Genomic DNA, 17,311 nt, shown 5'->3' with positions numbered 1-17,311 from the left:
ATTTTTTTATATATTTATATCCAACTTTATAAATATATAATATGGACGAAATTACATTACAGGAAAATTCAAAATTTTATTTAAATGAAGATTCTAAACGGTTTTTAAAAGAAACAGCTAAGTGGGCTTATTTTTTATCAATTTTAGGATTCGTTGGCGTAGGTTTTATGCTTGTATTAGCTGTTTTTATTGGGACGATATTCTCTAAATTAGATAGCATGGGAGGAGATACGGCGATGTTACAAAGAATGGGAGGAGGATTTATAAGTTTTATTTATGTTGTTATCGCGGCACTTTATTTTTTTCCAGTATATTATTTGTTTCAATTTTCATCAAAAATGAAAGCTGCATTTAAAAATGAGGATAATGATGCGCTAAATGAATCTTTCAGTTTCTTGAAATCGCATTATAAGTTTATGGGGGTTTTAGCTTTGGTGTTTGTAATACTATATGGAATTATATTTCTATTTACGATCCTTATTGGAGGCATCGCTTTTCTTAGTTAAGGTAAATTAGGATTTTAAATAGCATTAAAGCTAGATTTCGATTTGAAGTTTAGCTTTTTTTGTTTTTATTATGTTGGTAATTAATGAATTAAAAAATAGTTTTACTTTTTTAAAACCATATCTGTTTTCTTAGCGTAAATGCTTTTATATAACTTTAATAAATAGATTTATGAAAACTAGAAAATTTTTATCAGTAGCATTATTTGCATTAGTATTTGGAGCAACATCTTTCGCTCAAAAAACAGTTATGGTAGGTGGAGCCGCCATGTATCCTTCTAAGAACATTATCGAAAATGCGGTTAATTCAAAAGACCATACAACATTAGTAGCAGCAGTTAAAGCAGCAGACTTGGTTGCAACGCTACAAGGGAAAGGACCGTTTACAGTTTTTGCTCCTACAAATGCAGCATTCGAAAAATTACCAATGGGAACAGTAGAAACACTATTGAAACCAGAAAATAAAAAAATGTTACAAACCATACTTACGTATCATGTTGTAGCAGGTAAAATGAATGGATCTGATATTGCTATGGCAATTAAAAAAGGAAAAGGAAAAGCAATGATGAAAACTGTAAGTGGTGGAACATTGACAGCGTGGATGAAAGGAAAAAAATTATACATCACGGATGAAAAAGGAGGCATGTCACAAGTTACTATTGCTGACGTAAATCAATCAAACGGTGTGATTCATGTAGTTAATGCAGTTTTATTGCCAAAACAATAATTATAAGAGGTTGGTTTGTTTGTTGATTGAAAAGTCCCGTAGATGTACGGGATTTTTTTTATACAAAAAGTCCCAATTCTAATTTAGAATTGGGACTTTTACTTTTATAATATGAAGTTCTTATCTTAAACTTGCTCCAAGCTCTGTTTCAAAGTTCTTCTGCAATTTACCCATGATTTTGTCTATCTGAGCATCAGTAAGTGTTTTTGCACTGTCCTGAATAGTAAAACTGATGGCGTATGATTTTTTACCTTCTGGAAGATTTTCACCTTCATACACATCAAATAGATTGATTCCTTTTAATAGTGCTTTTTCCGTTTGTCTCGCAATAGTGTAAATGTTATCGTAAGTTACGTTTTGATCGATTAGCAAAGCTAAATCTCTACGCACTTCAGGATATTTAGGAATGTCAGTAAATTTAATTTTAGCTGAGATCGCTTTTATAATCACGTCCCAATTAAAATCAGCATAAAACACTTCTTGTTTAATTCCGAAATGTTTCAATATTGATTTCTTAACGACTCCAAATTCCACTAATGTATTGTGACCAGTTCCAATGGCAATTCCTTCCGAAAACACATCAGAAGTTACTGGACTATTTTGTGTTTTTGCAATACCAAATCGAGCAAGAACAGCATCAACATATCCTTTAAACATAAAGAAATCAGAAGGCTTTTGAGCTGTGGTCCAGCTTTCTTTGTTTCTGCTTCCTGAAACTAATAAAGTCAAATGTTTGTGCTCTTCAAAACCAGAAAGAAACTTGTGGTATGTTTTTCCGAATTCAAATAATTTTAAATCGCCATTTTTACGGTTGATATTATAGGATATTGCTTCTAGTCCTGAAAACAATAAAGATTGACGCATCGTCGCTAAATCGTTGCTTAAAGGATTAAGCATTGTTACGTTATGTTCTTCCTTTAGATTTTCTGACAGCTTTGCATAAGATGCTGTTGTCAATGAGTTAGCCATCATTTCATGAAAGCCTTGTGAGTTCAATTGTGTAGCAACTATATTTTGAAGTTTGTAATCTTCATTTCTAGGAGAATTTGAAACTGTAGCATTTAGTTTTTTAGAAAAGCTGATGTTGTTGTATCCGTAAACTCGCAAGATTTCTTCAATAACGTCAATTTCTCTTTGCACATCAACACGGTAAGAAGGAATAGTTAATCCTAATCCGTATTCAGAAACGCTATTTACTTTTATGTCTAAAGAAACTAAAATTTGCTTAATAGTATCTTTTGGAATTTCTTGTCCAATGATTTTTGCTGCATTTGCAAAATTTAGAAACACTGAAAAATCTTCTAGTTTCTTTTGATAGAAATCACTCACATCAGATGTGATTTCTCCGCCAGCTACTTCTTGAATCAATAAAGCAGCACGTTTTAAAGCGTATGCAGTAATTGTAGGGTCGATTCCTCTTTCAAAACGGAAAGAAGCATCTGTATTTAATTGGTGTCTTTTTGCTGTTTTTCTAATGCTTACCGGATTGAAGTAAGCGCTTTCTAAGAATATTGAAGTTGTGTGTTCTGATACTCCAGAATTTTTACCTCCAAAAACTCCTGCTATACACAATGGACCTTTTTCGTCACAAATCATCAAATCTTCCTCGTGTAAGCTACGCTCAACATCATCAAGGGTTGTAAATTTAGTTCCTGATGGAAGTGTTTTTACAATGATTTTTCCATTGATTTTAGCAGCATCGAATGCGTGTAAAGGTTGGCCTAGATCATGTAATACATAATTAGTAACATCGACAATATTGTTTTTTGGATTTAATCCAATTGCTTTCAATCTATCTTGTAACCATTTTGGAGAAGGTTTTACGCTAATGCCAGAAATCGTTACACCACAATATCTTGGTGATAATTGTGGTTGTTCAATAACAGTGTCTATTTTAAGCGTTCTCATGTCTACTCTGAAATTACTCACTGAAGGAGTAATCAATTCAACATTCACGCCACTTTGCAGTAAACCAGCTCTCAAATCACGAGCTGTACCTAAGTGACTCATCGCATCGGCACGATTGGGTGTTAGTCCAATTTCGAATACCTCATCATTCTCTATTTTAAAAACTTCAGATGCTTTTGTCCCTGGAACTAAAGCAGTATCAAGGATCATGATTCCGTCATGGCTTTCGCCAAGACCTAATTCATCTTCGGCACAAATCATTCCGTGGCTTTCCTGTCCTCTAATTTTTCCTTTTTTAATGGTAAAAGAACCACCTTCTTTATCATACAATACAGTACCAATTGTGGCTACAGGAACTTTTTGTCCTGCATCTACATTTGCTGCTCCACAAACAATTTGTATAGGTGTACCAGTACCAATATCAACTGTTGTTAATTTTAATCTGTCAGCATCAGGATGGGGAACGCAAGTAAGGACATGTCCTACTACTATACCTTCTAATCCTCCTTTTACAGATTGGTATTTTTCGACTACTTCTACTTCCAAACCTAAATCGGTAAGTAAAGCTGCCGTTTCTTCGGAATTCCAGTCTATTTTAATGAATTGTTTTAACCAATTGTAAGATATTTTCATCTGTGATTTTTAATAAGAGTACTTCGTCAGTTTGACCTACGGTATCGGATGCAAATATAAGGATTGCAGTTTGTAGTAAGAAACAATTTTTTTGGTTTTTTAGGACATTATTGAGGGGTTCAAAAAGCCTTGAAAATGATAATATTGTAATATAACCCATAAATATTTACGAATAAGCTAATAATATAATGTTAAATAAATTGATATGAAAATTTTATGCTATTAGTTGAACGAATAATGCTATATCTATTGTTATATGATAGGTAAATTTGATAAAATTAAAATCAAATAATTATGAGCAACATAGCACAAAGACCTGAATTTAAGGCAACGTATGATAATTATATAGGCGGAAAATTTGTAGCGCCAATCGGTGGTCAATACTTTGATGTGGTTTCTCCCATTGATGGTAAGGTGTTCACAAGAGCTGCACATTCAACTAAAGTAGATTTAGATTTGGCTGTGGATACAGCATATGATGCATTTCAAAGTTGGAGTAAAACATCAGTTACTGAACGTAGTAACTTATTGAATAAGATTGCACAGGTTATGGAAGATAACCTAGAATATATTGCCACAGTGGAAACTGTTGATAACGGTAAGGCTATCCGTGAAACATTGGCTGCAGATATTCCGTTGGCAATTGACCATTTCAGGTATTTTGCCGGTGTAATTAGAGCGGAGGAAAGTTCGATTACTGAACTTGACTCACAAACTGTTTCAATTGCACTAAGTGAGCCATTGGGAGTTATAGCACAAATTATACCTTGGAACTTCCCTATTTTAATGGCAATTTGGAAACTGGCACCCGCACTTGCTGCAGGAAACACGGTAGTTTTAAAACCTGCTGAAAGTACGCCAATTTCAATTCTTGTTTTAATGGAGTTGATAGGAGATATTCTGCCCCCAGGAGTAATTAATATTGTGAATGGTTTTGGTGCTGAATTAGGGCGTGCTTTAGTAACGAATAAAAAAGTGTCAAAAGCTGCTTTTACAGGTTCTACAACTACAGGTCGCTTAGTGATGCAATATGCAACTGAAAATATTATTCCAGTAACACTTGAACTAGGAGGGAAGTCGCCTAATATTTTTATGAAATCCGTTGGAGATGCTGATGATGATTTCTTTGACAAAGCGGTTGAAGGTGCTGTAATGTTTGCTTTAAATCAAGGTGAAATTTGTACTTGTCCTTCGAGACTTTTAGTTCATGAGGATATTTACGACAAATTTATTGCTAGAGTAATTGAAAGAACTGGAGCGATAAAAATGGGAAATCCATTAGACAGAACCACTATGATGGGAGCGCAGGCGTCATTGGTACAAAAAGAAAAAATCATGTCTTATATAAAACTGGGTAAAGAAGAAGGTGCCGAGTTATTAATAGGTGGTGATGTTAAGAAATTGGGTGGTGATTTAGACGGTGGATATTATATTCAACCAACACTTTTTAAGGGGAATAACAAAATGCGTATTTTTCAGGAAGAAATTTTCGGGCCTGTATTAGCCGTGACTACCTTTAAAACAACTGAAGAAGCAATTGCTATTGCAAATGATACTATGTATGGTTTGGGAGCTGGACTTTGGACACGTGATGCACATGAAATTTATCAGGTTCCAAGAGCAATTCAAGCGGGGCGTGTATGGATCAATCAATACCATGCTTATCCTGCAGGTGCTCCTTTTGGAGGATACAAACAATCAGGTATAGGACGCGAAAACCACAAAATGATGCTTGGTCATTATCGCCAAACAAAAAACATGCTTATTTCTTATGATAAAAAGAAATTAGGTTTCTTTTAGTAGATTTTAGATTATTGGTTAATAATAAGCCTGACAGATTGTAGGATTTGTCGGGTTTTATTTTAAATTAGAAAAGATGATAAAAAGAATTGATGCCACAGAAGAAGCGATAGAATTAATCAAAAATTTGAAGGAAAAACATGGAGATCTAATGTTTTATCAGGCTGGAGGTTGCTGTGAGGGATCACAGCCACAGTGTTTTGAAAAAGGAGGTTTCTATCAAAGAATGGGAGACGTATGCATCGGAACCATTGAAGAAACTGAATTCTGGGTTGATAAAGATTTGTTTGAGTATTGGCAACATGCCCATTTTACCTTAAAGGTAATTGACGCATTTGGAGTAGGAGGGTTTTCATTAGAAACCCCATTGAAGAAAACCTTTCAAATTGAATACAGAATTTTCACTCCCGAAGAAGAGCTAAATTTAGAACCTGTAAAATATATAGAGTAAGCTAGTTTACATATAATAGCTGGTATTGCTTTGGTGTAATCCCTTCATGCTTTTTAAACAAACGAATAAAGTAATTGCTGTCTTCAAAACCAGATAAATGGCATACTTCATTGATTTGTATGCTAGGGTTTTTTAATAATTTTTTGGCACATCGCATTTTTTCACTGATAACAAACTCAATCGGGCTCATGCCTAATTCTCTTTTAAAAAAACGATAAAAAGAAGTAGTACTCATACAGCAGATATCACTTAGATTTTTAAGGCTGATGTTTTCCCTTAAATTTAACCGTATATATTCCAGTACCTGTGTTATTGGAGAATTTGGATTTGTATACAAACCGTCATCAATGGATTTTGTCGTTTGTGTCTGGATAATTCGGATTAAAAGTTCCTGCAAAGTCAAATCAGCCAAAACATCTTTAGTGACTGATGTGCTCATGCATTCCTTAACTAGTTTATTAATGGTTGTGGCCAGCTCTACATTATTATAAAAATAGTAATTCTGATAGTCTAAATGCCAGAATTGCTTGTTCCCTTCTTTAGGGTAACGTTCATTCAGGAAGTCTAAGGTTTGTGTAATTTTATGTTGGTCAATTGCAAGTGCTAGGCATTGCGTGGGATTATTCTTTGTAGCCTCTGGAAAGTCAATTTTCATTTCTACATTAGAGGGAATAACAACCGTCTCGCCAGGTAAATATTCGAAACTAGGATCATCAAAAAGATGCATCACTTTTTTTCCCCTTAGCATACTAGTAACCACTAAATCGTTAAACTTTAAAGGAACCAATTCCGACGCTTTATAAGTTTCAAAAAGATTCAATTCACAATGATTCAAATTGTAAACCGTTCTGTTTTCAACTAATGTCTTTAGCGATTTTTCATTCGATAAATTGGGTGGCTTTATGTAGTTGCGATTCATAATTGTAGTTTATAAAAAGGAAATATAAACTTACTGAAAATAAACGTATTAATGAAGCCTTATTTTGTTAAAATGGATATAATTGTAGCTAGTGTGTTGTGCGTTTTTAGAATAGCACTTTAGGTGTTTTTACGCTGTAGAACCAGTATTTTAGAAGATTTCACCTCTTAATTGTAGCTTTATTTTACTCTTCAAGTGAAAGGAAAAGTACAATCGCATTTTATAATTTATTCCCGCACATTAAGTACATGCATATTTCGTTTTTATTTTCAATAATGATTTTGTCAGTTTCCAATCGTTCCAAAGTATCGGGTGGCAAATTATTTTCTGCTCGATATTTTATTATTTGTTGGAAAAATTTATCCATTATTTTCTTATCTACTTATGAAATAATTTTTTGATTGAAATTAGCTATTCCTAATATCCAAATGTCTGTATATTCCTGTTTTGCTTTGTATTTTGGGAAGATTTCCACCGAATTGGATCCAGAGTAAGTACATGATTTTTTGTTTTATCTTCAAAAAAGTCAAAAAAGTCAAAAACCCGTTCACAAACGTATTGTAAACACACTGTTTATGGGCTTCGGTTTCTACTTAAATCCGAAGGCTTTCTTTATGAATACTTGCGATTGCCTTCTATAAAGCATGAGAAAAAAATTGCTGTAACACTCAGTAAAGCTGAAGTTTGGGCGATGCTCCAAGGGGCTAAGATGCTCAAGCCCAACGAATCCTTATCTGTTGGTAGTAGTTTTTATTTGCTTTTTGCAATTCTAAATCCAAATCCGTCATTCCGTGTACTTTTTGGAGATTGGTATCTAACTTCTGGCATATGAATACCGTATTCTAGTGGTTTTCCGTCTGCACTTTGTGTTTCGTAAAACCAACTAACACCTTTTGAAATTTTATATGTTCCTTCTCCTTCGGTTGGCCCTTGTGGATTTTTCGTAGTTACCAAACTGTCTTTTTCGGGATTATACCAATCAAAAACCCATTCGCCAACATTTCCAGTCATATCATATATTCCAAGTTCATTAGGTTTGAGAAGTCCAACTTTATGAAATGTACTGTCTGAGTTTTCTTTTACCCAACCAACTTCAATTGGATTATTGCTACCACTATATTTAAATCCTTTTGTTTGTTTCCCACCTTTTGCTGCATATTCCCATTCTGCTTCTGTAGGGAGTCTTCCGCCTGCCCATTTTGCAAAATCATTTGCTTCGTCCCAAGTTGCAAGCATAGGATTTTCGTCAATCCATTTGTAATTTACTTTAATTCCGTTTGCACTTTCAGTAGGTGCGTTAGGCATTTTTCTATCTGTTTCTTTACAAAATTCCTTAAACTGTTTAACGGTTATCTCATATTTGCTTATATAAAAGTCATCAAGTTCAACCATTCTGTGTGGACTTGTAAAACCATTTATTGTGTCGCCTTTAGCGCTAATGATGATTTGGTTTTTACCTTGTTCAAAATTGCCACCTTCAACAAAAATCCAGTCAATTTTGTTTTGATTTTGTTTGCAAGAAGTAAATACCATTAATCCGACTAAAAATGTTGATGTCAATTTTGTCATAAGTGTCATTTTAAAATTACTACCAAGGTTTTGCCTTTGAGAGGGCTGGAAGTTCGTAAACGTTCAATTTTCGGCTTAACGAAAACTTGATTCGAAACGGTACTTCCACTAAATTCGCAATCTTGCCAAACGGCAGTTGGGTGCCGTGATTTATTGCTTTTCAACGAAAGACTCCCAAAAATTAACCAAAAGAAAAGTGTCTTCTAAATTCTTGATCTTATATTCAGAATTTATGTAATTATTCACTTCTACATTTTCAAAACTTTCGCCCTTGCACAATTTTTCATTTATATTTTCATAAATTTTGTCATCATCCTCACTAAATCCAGGAATACATATGGCAATTCTATAAGTATCCGATTTTGTTTTTAAATCATATACAACTAGTATAGACCGTAATTCTCTTGGCTTAGTTATTATATTAACTCCTAGTATATTATCTGGAAATTTATAATTTATCCAAAATGGGTTTTTAATAATTTCTTTGTCTGGAAATTTTATTTGTTCTCGAACTATTTCAGCATTTTTATTAAATAAATACAGGTGTCCAAGTTTTTCAAAAGCCATTAAATAAGCGATTTTTAATAAAGAGATAGTTGCCAACCTTTCATTTGCTTTTTTAGGTTTTTTAAAAGTAAATTTTAACTTTTTAGTCCATCCAGTATCAATCAAATTATCACTAAAAAAAGGTGATTTATATTCGTGAACTTCACTATTTAAAAAATTCTGTTGTGTTTTAGGATTGTTGTTTTTACTATCAATATTGATAATTATTTTTCGATCTTTATCAATTTTTATATTAGCATTAACACCTTTTCCTTCAGTAGAATCGTTAAAAAATTGTGTTTTAATTTCTGCATTAGGTTTGAAATTTACTGCATCTATTTCTAATAATTTATTTAAAATTTCATTATCTATTTTATGTCCTGCTTCAGAATTACATTTCTTACACGTTAATACACTTCCTTTTCCACCAAGTGATTGTGGTGGATTGTGTTCAATAGTCAATGGGTTTATTTTATCAAATAAATCAGCTTTCTCAAAATAAATTAAGCAAATAGGACAGTAGCAACCAAAATCTTTTTCAAAATTATTTTTCAGGCTTGAATTATCCTTAATGTATTTGAAATTTTCAGAGTAGATTTTAAATAACAATTCCTTTTTTGCTCTATTGTTCATTTATTTACGTATCGTTTTTTTTATCATTGAACCAACTAATATATACCCACTACAAAGTAGCCCCTATACACCAAAAATTGGATAGATTCTCACTATTGTGTCGTTTATTAGCTATTCAAATATACTCGATTTATTCTTACAAAAGTGGTTGTTAATAAGAACTGAATATGATTGAAGTACTTATTTGCGTGAGGGATAGTAGCGGCATCCTTTTGTGGAGCTTGCGGAACAAAAGATACAGCGAATAGCCCGACCCGAAAGTAGCCAGGAGGAACGACGAAGCTAACGGTAGGGTCACGCCCTAATGATTTGGAAAAAGAAAGAACCGTGAGTAGTTTAAACAAGTATCCTTTTAACTTGTCTTTTAGATTCAGTTTTACGGCTTTGAAAAAAGGATTCGGGCCAAGTGATTTATAAAATAATGTTGTTTGGATAATTTGTATGCTTAACACTATTTCAAATTCATTGGTTTATACAATAAAGTTGGTATAGAAAAGAAGGGAGGCGCTAACGCCTCCCAATATATTTACATAGTTGCAACAAAATCTAAAAAGACTTTTTTATGCAGTTCCAAATCCATATTTGGCGAAAGCGCTACACGAGCAATATAGTCCTTGTCGCCTTCTTTAGTTGTCCCTTGAGTAGATGTAGCTGGGATCGTCCAGTAACAACCTTTTAATTGTCCATAACTCACACAGTACTTACTTTCATTAGGGATTTTTGTAATCATTAGATTTATTAACTTGAGGTTTAACGCTCTTTTATACTCTTCTCTTTCTTCATCTGTATTTCCTTTAGTAGGAAGGTCTAATGAAAAAACAGATGGTGTAAATCCTTGCTCCGCCAGTTCTTCTGAAACAAAATTGATTTTTGCGGCAGGTAAAACCTCATGGATAAAGTTTACAAATTCACGAGTATTTTTATAGGCATCCTCAATTCTTTGATTCATTGAAGGTAGCTGTTTTGCCAATATTTCATATTGAAGAGGGGTGGCCTCATTATCGCAAAGTAGGAGATGCTTTTCTATTTTTTCCATCAAAGCTTCTGTTTTTTTATTTCCTACACAATAACCTGCGGTACACTGTCCGCCGCTTGGAAATTTTGATCCACTTGCAAATGAAATAGTTCTAACTGTTGACAGTACATCGTCTTCGCCTAAAAAGTGGACATTAGGGCAAAAGGTTTGATCTAAAATAAAAACAGGATCTATTGCCATTTCGCCAGTGGCTGTTTTACGTGGCACACTTAACACATTTTTTAATTGGATTAAATCTGGAACTTCTACTCTTGGGTTTGTTGGAATTTCAGCGATGATGTATGGGATTGCATCTTCAGTAGCAATTTTAGCTAAGACGGTATCAATACTTTGAACCATGTCATTATCACCATCAACTAGTAAATCCACAATTTCAACGTTATCAATACAGGCAGCAACACGTCTTGCTTGGTCATTTGTACCACCATAACAATTAGGAGGAACAATAATTTTAATCGCCTTTCCTTTGTGTTTCTCTAAAGCATCGTCAATAAGTCCCATCAAAATCGCATATTGAATAGACAATCCACTAGAAGCAACTAATGCCTTTGTATGCGCTTTAGTAATTGTAGCAATTGAATCTAAAACCAATGTTTTGTTAGTTTCAACATTACTTTTCTCAGTATCAAAATGGGTTTGTTCTATTAACGACTCTAATGCAGCAAGACAATTGGCAGGAGTCATGGCGATGGATTCTCTGCGTCTTACATGTTGAATTTCGGAAATATAAGCTTCATTTTTCTCGCCATTAACTAATAATACACTTCCTAATTGTCCATAACCATTGATAAAGAAGTCGATATTTGGATTGAGATTAGTACTGGAAATAGCATCATGTTGTGAAATAAAAACAGTACTTCCTTCAAAAGCTGAAATAGCTTCTGTATTCTCCACTTTCTTTAAATCAAACTGATATCCATAAACAGCTTGCAACACTTCAGCATCGAAAAAAGCGGGTAACTCTCCTGTATAAATGATTTGGGTGTTTTTATTGTCTAATGAATTTTTTCTTAGAATGGCCAAGGCAGGAATCGTCTTTGATGAAAAACTGATTGCGTTTTCTGACCTAATATTGTTTAGCTTCGCAATTGCCCATTCTAGTAGGCAAGATAGGGGATGACCTAAACGAATATAGTCGTAAGCAGTAGGTAATTCAGATAGTGCTTCCGATGTAGCATTGTTGTTACTATATAAGGTTTCAAACTGATCTAAAAATTGAGTTTTGGCCAATTTTTCATCATAAATATCTAGTCGATGGGTTGTTGTACTCAGCCAACCAGCTGGCATATTTCTTAAAACCTCTTTTATATAAATTAGCATTTTATTCTCTTTCATGATTTTACTTTTAGATAGACCTGCAAGGTACATTAAATCGATTTATTCTAAAAGTGTATCAAGACGTTTTGTTACTGTTGAGGCAAGCCTTTAAGTGTATTGCTTATCTTTCATCCTTTAAACTTTGATTGTATAAATATTCAAAATACACCTAATTACAAACAACGAAGTGTATGATAAGCAGTAATTGGTTTAATAGTAACGAAAGAATCAGGACAACACCGAGTGATTATGCTGTTCTTCAGGCTTGTAATTTTTAGAAATTATTTTTAATAAAGCATTAACTTCAAATGGTTTTGTTACGAAATCAGTCATTCCAGCATTTAAACATTCTGTCAATTCTTTTTCCCCAACATTCGCAGTTAAAGCAATTATTGGAATATTTTTTTTGCTGTCATCAGTTAAATTTCTTACGTGCTTTGTCGCGGTTTTACCATCCATTATCGGCATAATTACATCCATTAGTACAATATCGTATTGATGTTCTTTTATCAAGTTTAACGCTTCTAACCCATTATTTGCAGTAGTAAGTTGGCTGTTTTTCAGTTTGTTTTTTAACTGTTTCTCTAAAACTAATAAATTGATTTTATTGTCATCAACTAAAAGAATTTTTATTGCGGTGTCTTTAAAGTTATTATCGACATTATCTGAATTCGTGGAGTTATTTTCTACGATTGGTAGTGGGATAGTAATGTGGAATGTAGTACCCTCATTTGGTTCAGAATCAAATGATATAGAGCCATTCATTAAATCAATTAGTCCCTTTGAAATTGTTAGCCCTAGTCCCACGCTATTCTTTGATGTGTTTGAAGTAGCGTATTTTTGAAAAAGTTTTTCACCTAATTCTTTGTCTATTCCTTTACCTGTGTCAGAGATGGTTATTTGAAGTAGGAATTCTTTTTTAATATCGCTGTTATAATTGCCAGTTACAAGCATTTTTACTGTGCCTATTTTTGTATATTCAATTGCATTATTTAATAGATTTAAAACAATTTGATTGATTCTATTTTTATCACCATAAACATAATGAGGTATGTCAGTAGAGGTTTGAATTTCAAATTTCAATCCCTTTTCTAAAGCTAATCTTTCATTCATTTTGAATAATGAATTTAGGGATTTACCTAAGTTGAATTCCGAGTATTGTAATGAGAATACACCGTCGTTTAATTTTGTGAAATCTAATATATTATTTACTAGTGCTAATAGATGATTTGAAGAATAGTCCATTAGTTCTAAAAGATTTTGATCTTCTTCACTTTGTATATTGTTTTTTAAAATATCAGAAATTCCTTTTATGGCATTTAAAGGTGTTCTAATTTCATGACTCATTATGGCGAAAAAAGATTCTTTATTGATTTGTAATTTCCTTAACTCTATTCGAGATTCTTCTAATTCATTATTTTTAGTTTTTAAGTCTTCAATAATATACTTGACTAGGTTGGTCCTTGCAGTGAGTAATACAATCAAATAAATCAAAATCATTATTACAATAAAGTAAAAAAATATATTGTAAATATTCTTTTCATAGTAAATTTTGTTACCATAATCAAACCCAAAAAAATCAAAATAGATAGTAGTTGAGACTGTTGTAATAATGAGTAAGATTAAATTAAACATCAACTTATGGTACCTAATTATTATTAATAAAACGATAGGAATAATATATAAAAGGACAATAAAATTGAATGTTTTTCCATACAAGGCGAAAGAAAAGGTGAAATAGATTATTAAGAGTAAAGATGCTGCAATAGCTTTTTGACTAAAACTATATTTTTTAGAATTCGAAAAATATAAAAACAACAGAAATATTGGAATACTTCCCCAGGCAACATAGGTTAATTCTAAATAAAAAAGAAATGACGTTACAATAAAAGATTGTAACGAAAAAAAATTAAAACTAAAATTGTCAAGTTTGCTAAATTTATAGATTCTTCGATTAGTTGCAGAGGATGGGGTGCCGGCCATTTAAAAAGAGTTAATTAATAGATTTTGTAGTTTTTTTTATATTTAGAATCCTTATTAGAGTATTAAATAACACTTGTAAAATTGAAAGACTTTATTAATGATTTAAAATGTGAGTTCAGTATTTATTTGATATTTATAGTTTTAGCTCAATTTATTGCAAAGCTCTAAAAGTATATAAAATATTTAATAAAATAAAAAAATATTAAGAATTTCAAAAAAGATATAGCCTAAGTATGACTGTTTTAAAATTGAATTACTCATAGAATTAATATTTTATGATGCGTTCAGATAAATTTCATACTGGTTCGGAGTAGGTTTTTAAAAATTGATAATTACAAAAGAAATCACTGATATAATATACAATTGGCTTTTCTAAATGTGCACTTAACCTTTGAAAAACAAATAGTTGTGGTCTAGCCCCAATGGGAGCGTGTATCCTTTTTGTGCTGGGGTTCAGCACAAAAGATACTGTGGACAGCGGGAGGGAAGTGGATGAAAAAATAATTTAATGTGCTCCTTAAAAAAGGAACAAAAAAAAAACACCAACCTTTCGGCTGGTGCTTTCTTACTACAAAAAAACTATAAATATTTATTCTACTAATTCGGTTTGGTTTCTGAAGACTAACTCTCCATCAAAAGCATCCAAAAGGATGATACTTTCTGTGGCAATATTGCCAGCCAGAATCTCTTTAGATAACTTGTTAAGCACGTCTCTTTGTATTACTCGTTTTACTGGTCTGGCTCCAAATTGTGGATCAAATCCTTTCTCGGCTAAATAGGCGATAGCGTCTGGAGTGGCGTCCATAGTAATACCTTGAAGAGCCAACATTTTAGTCACAGATTTCAGTTGTAAGCTTACGATTTTAGTGATATTCTCGCTGCTTAACGGAGTGAACATCACGATTTCATCGATACGGTTTATGAATTCAGGACGCACCGTTTGTTTCAATAAACCAAGGACTTCTACTTTTGCAGCTTCGGTAGCAGCTTCCATACTTCCTTTGAGATTTTCAAATTTTTCCTGAATAATATGGCTTCCCATATTAGATGTCATAATGATAATGGTGTTCTTGAAGTCGGCAAGACGTCCTTTATTGTCCGTCAATCTTCCTTCATCCAAAACTTGCAATAGGATGTTAAAAGTATCTGGATGTGCTTTTTCAATCTCATCCAGCAATATCACAGAATACGGTTTTCTGCGCACGGCCTCAGTCAATTGACCACCTTCGTCATATCCCACATATCCTGGAGGTGCTCCCACCAATCTACTTACGCTATGGCGTTCTTGGTATTCGCTCATATCAATACGAGTCATGGCATTTTCATCGTCAAATAGATATTCGGCCAAGGCTTTCGCCAATTCCGTTTTTCCAACTCCTGTTGTTCCAAGGAAAAGGAATGTTCCCACTGGTTTCTTCATGTCTTGTAGTCCGGCACGGCTACGGCGAACCGCATCACTTACCGCTTCGATTGCTTCTTCTTGACCCACTACACGTTGATGTAGCTCTTCCTCCAGATGCAATAGTTTTTCACGTTCACCTTGTAACATTTTCATAACGGGTATTCCGGTCCATTTAGCTACTACTTCGGCAATATCTTCTCTTGTAACTTCCTCTTTGATCAAGGAGCTTCCGTCAGATTGATTTTCGACTAATTCTTCATGTAGAACGTCTAGGCGCTCTTGAGCTTCCTTGATTTTTCCGTAACGAATCTCAGCCACTTTACCATAATCGCCTTCGCGCTCTGCACGCTCCGCTTCATATTTGTAATCTTCAATTTCAGTTTTTATGGATTGAATGTTATCAACTACATCTTTCTCTGATTTCCATTTGGCATAAATCTTATTTCGATCTTCTTTGAGATTAGCTAATTCCATTCCCAATATTTTGAGCTTGCTTTCGTCTTTTTCTCTTTTGATAGCTTCGATTTCAATTTCTAGTTGCATTACCTTTCTGTCCAAAACATCCAATTCTTCTGGTTTTGAATTGATTTCCATACGGATTTTAGAAGCCGCTTCGTCCATCAAATCAATAGCTTTGTCTGGAAGGAATCGGTTGGTAATATAGCGTTGTGATAGTTCAACTGCAGCTATAATTGCTTCGTCTTTTATCTGTACTTTATGGTGTGTCTCGTATTTATCCTTGATACCACGTAAAATGGAAATGGCACTTTCAGTATCTGGTTCTTCGATTATAATTTTTTGGAATCGTCTTTCTAGTGCTTTGTCTTTTTCAAAATATTTTTGATATTCGTCTAAGGTAGTTGCACCAATGGCTCTCAATTCTCCACGAGCCAAAGCTGGTTTCAGAATATTTGCTGCATCCATCGCACCTTCACCACCACCAGCACCAACTAAGGTGTGGATTTCGTCAATAAAAAGCACAATATCTCCTTCGGCTGCAGTCACCTCTTTTACAACAGCTTTTAAACGCTCTTCAAATTCTCCTTTGAATTTTGCTCCGGCGATAAGCGCTCCCATATCAAGTGAAAAAACGATTTTATTTTTCAAATTATCAGGTACATCTCCATCGACAATCCTGTGTGCTAAACCTTCGGCAATCGCAGTTTTACCCACTCCGGGTTCTCCTACAAGCATTGGGTTATTTTTTGTTCTACGAGTCAATATTTGTAATACACGTCTAATTTCCTCATCACGACCAATTACAGGATCTAATTTTCCATTTTTGGCTAATTCATTAAGGTTTTTTGCATATTTATTTAATGAGTTGTATGTTTCTTCAGCAGAGGCTGAGGTTACTCTTTCTCCTTTTCTCAATTCTTCAATAGCGGCTTTTAGTCCCTTTTCAGTAACACCTTGGTCTTTTAATATTTGTGCCACTTTACTTTTAGATCCAAAAATGGCTAATATTAAATGCTCAATAGAAACGAATTCATCATTCATTTTCTTGGCAATAATTTCCGCTTCATTCAAGGCAGAGTTTGCCGTTCTGGAAAGCATTATCTCACCACCCGAAACTTTTGGAAAGCTCTGAATAGTACTATCTAAAATTTGAAGAAATAAAGGCACGTTAACATTCAATTTCTTTAAAATGAAAGGAGCTACATTTTCGTCGACATCAAAGATGGCTTTAAAAATATGTTCGTTTTCTATTTGTTGTTGACCAAAACCCTGAGCTAATTGTTGCGATAGCTGTATGGCTTCCTGTGATTTTATAGTAAATTTATTTATATTCATGATCGTTTAATTTATGGAGTTATTTAGGTAACTTTGCTGCTTAGTAATCAAGTTGTATTCCAATACAATACTACGGACAAAATGGCGTAT

At 33.5% G+C, this 17,311-nt stretch carries 12 protein-coding genes; 4 read left to right on the top strand and 8 right to left on the bottom strand.

Features of this window, described 5'->3' with window-relative positions; translation table 11 throughout:
• Positions 1–41: 41 nt before the first annotated feature.
• Positions 42–506 carry a DUF5362 family protein gene (locus tag BLV91_RS15540; protein WP_091434938.1) on the top strand — a complete coding sequence of 155 codons (465 nt, stop codon included), beginning with the start codon at positions 42–44 and terminating at the stop codon, positions 504–506.
• A gap of 169 nt (positions 507–675) precedes the next feature.
• Positions 676–1,230 (top strand): fasciclin domain-containing protein, encoded by a 555-nt coding sequence (locus BLV91_RS15535; protein WP_091434936.1) that lies wholly within the window; start codon positions 676–678, stop codon positions 1,228–1,230.
• A gap of 120 nt (positions 1,231–1,350) precedes the next feature.
• On the opposite strand, the gene pheT is transcribed toward BLV91_RS15535, so the two are convergent.
• Complete coding sequence (gene pheT / locus BLV91_RS15530; RefSeq protein ID WP_091434933.1) at positions 1,351–3,771, bottom strand: phenylalanine--tRNA ligase subunit beta; 2,421 nt, start codon at positions 3,769–3,771, stop codon at positions 1,351–1,353.
• 294 nt (positions 3,772–4,065) lie between these two features.
• Between pheT and BLV91_RS15520 the strand changes: the two genes are divergently transcribed.
• Positions 4,066–5,571 carry an aldehyde dehydrogenase family protein gene (locus BLV91_RS15520; RefSeq protein ID WP_091434929.1) on the top strand — a complete coding sequence of 502 codons (1,506 nt, stop codon included), beginning with the start codon at positions 4,066–4,068 and terminating at the stop codon, positions 5,569–5,571.
• A 76-nt stretch (positions 5,572–5,647) separates the two neighbouring features.
• Positions 5,648–6,022 (top strand): DUF779 domain-containing protein, encoded by a 375-nt coding sequence (locus tag BLV91_RS15515; RefSeq protein WP_091434927.1) that lies wholly within the window; start codon positions 5,648–5,650, stop codon positions 6,020–6,022.
• Position 6,023: 1 nt separating this feature from the next.
• Here BLV91_RS15515 and BLV91_RS15510 read toward each other — a convergent pair whose 3' ends face one another.
• The 7 genes from BLV91_RS15510 to clpB form a co-directional block, all read right to left on the bottom strand.
• Positions 6,024–6,941, bottom strand: coding sequence for an AraC family transcriptional regulator (locus BLV91_RS15510; protein WP_091434925.1), 918 nt, complete (start codon positions 6,939–6,941; stop codon positions 6,024–6,026).
• Positions 6,942–7,691: 750 nt separating this feature from the next.
• Entirely contained in the window at positions 7,692–8,510 is an 819-nt protein-coding gene (locus tag BLV91_RS15505) for a formylglycine-generating enzyme family protein (protein WP_175514027.1), read from the bottom strand.
• A 150-nt stretch (positions 8,511–8,660) separates the two neighbouring features.
• Positions 8,661–9,518, bottom strand: coding sequence for an HNH endonuclease (locus BLV91_RS15500; protein ID WP_175514026.1), 858 nt, complete (start codon positions 9,516–9,518; stop codon positions 8,661–8,663).
• Between the two features lie 278 nt (positions 9,519–9,796).
• On the bottom strand, positions 9,797–10,141 hold the full coding sequence (locus BLV91_RS17065) for a hypothetical protein (RefSeq protein ID WP_091434920.1): 345 nt from the start codon (positions 10,139–10,141) through the stop codon (positions 9,797–9,799).
• Positions 10,142–10,215: 74 nt separating this feature from the next.
• A complete protein-coding gene (locus BLV91_RS15490; protein ID WP_091434979.1) occupies positions 10,216–12,060 on the bottom strand; it encodes a PLP-dependent transferase in 1,845 nt (614 codons plus the stop codon).
• A 210-nt stretch (positions 12,061–12,270) separates the two neighbouring features.
• Positions 12,271–13,542: a hybrid sensor histidine kinase/response regulator gene (locus BLV91_RS15485; protein ID WP_175514025.1), complete on the bottom strand. Its 1,272-nt coding sequence runs from the start codon at positions 13,540–13,542 to the stop codon at positions 12,271–12,273.
• A 1,072-nt stretch (positions 13,543–14,614) separates the two neighbouring features.
• Complete coding sequence (clpB, locus tag BLV91_RS15480) at positions 14,615–17,221, bottom strand: ATP-dependent chaperone ClpB (protein ID WP_091434916.1); 2,607 nt, start codon at positions 17,219–17,221, stop codon at positions 14,615–14,617.
• Positions 17,222–17,311: the final 90 nt, after the last annotated feature.

This window comes from Flavobacterium degerlachei (assembly GCF_900106645.1).
GTDB lineage: Bacteria > Bacteroidota > Bacteroidia > Flavobacteriales > Flavobacteriaceae > Flavobacterium > Flavobacterium degerlachei.
Note: the sequence above shows the minus strand (reverse complement) of the source record. Positions and strands in the feature narration are given on the sequence as shown.

What these genes read in the sequence shown, in the direction of transcription:
- BLV91_RS15520 (WP_091434929.1), top strand. Translation starts at nt 4,066, where the DNA reads ATGAGCAACATAGCACAAAGACCTGAATTTAAGGCAACGTATGATAAT.
- BLV91_RS15515 (WP_091434927.1), top strand. Translation starts at nt 5,648, where the DNA reads ATGATAAAAAGAATTGATGCCACAGAAGAAGCGATAGAATTAATCAAA.
- BLV91_RS15485 (WP_175514025.1), bottom strand. Translation starts at nt 13,542, where the DNA reads ATGATTTTGATTTATTTGATTGTATTACTCACTGCAAGGACCAACCTA.
- BLV91_RS15535 (WP_091434936.1), top strand. Translation starts at nt 676, where the DNA reads ATGAAAACTAGAAAATTTTTATCAGTAGCATTATTTGCATTAGTATTT.
- pheT (WP_091434933.1), bottom strand. Translation starts at nt 3,771, where the DNA reads ATGAAAATATCTTACAATTGGTTAAAACAATTCATTAAAATAGACTGG.
- BLV91_RS15540 (WP_091434938.1), top strand. Translation starts at nt 42, where the DNA reads ATGGACGAAATTACATTACAGGAAAATTCAAAATTTTATTTAAATGAA.
- BLV91_RS15490 (WP_091434979.1), bottom strand. Translation starts at nt 12,060, where the DNA reads ATGAAAGAGAATAAAATGCTAATTTATATAAAAGAGGTTTTAAGAAAT.
- BLV91_RS15505 (WP_175514027.1), bottom strand. Translation starts at nt 8,510, where the DNA reads ATGACAAAATTGACATCAACATTTTTAGTCGGATTAATGGTATTTACT.
- BLV91_RS15510 (WP_091434925.1), bottom strand. Translation starts at nt 6,941, where the DNA reads ATGAATCGCAACTACATAAAGCCACCCAATTTATCGAATGAAAAATCG.
- clpB (WP_091434916.1), bottom strand. Translation starts at nt 17,221, where the DNA reads ATGAATATAAATAAATTTACTATAAAATCACAGGAAGCCATACAGCTA.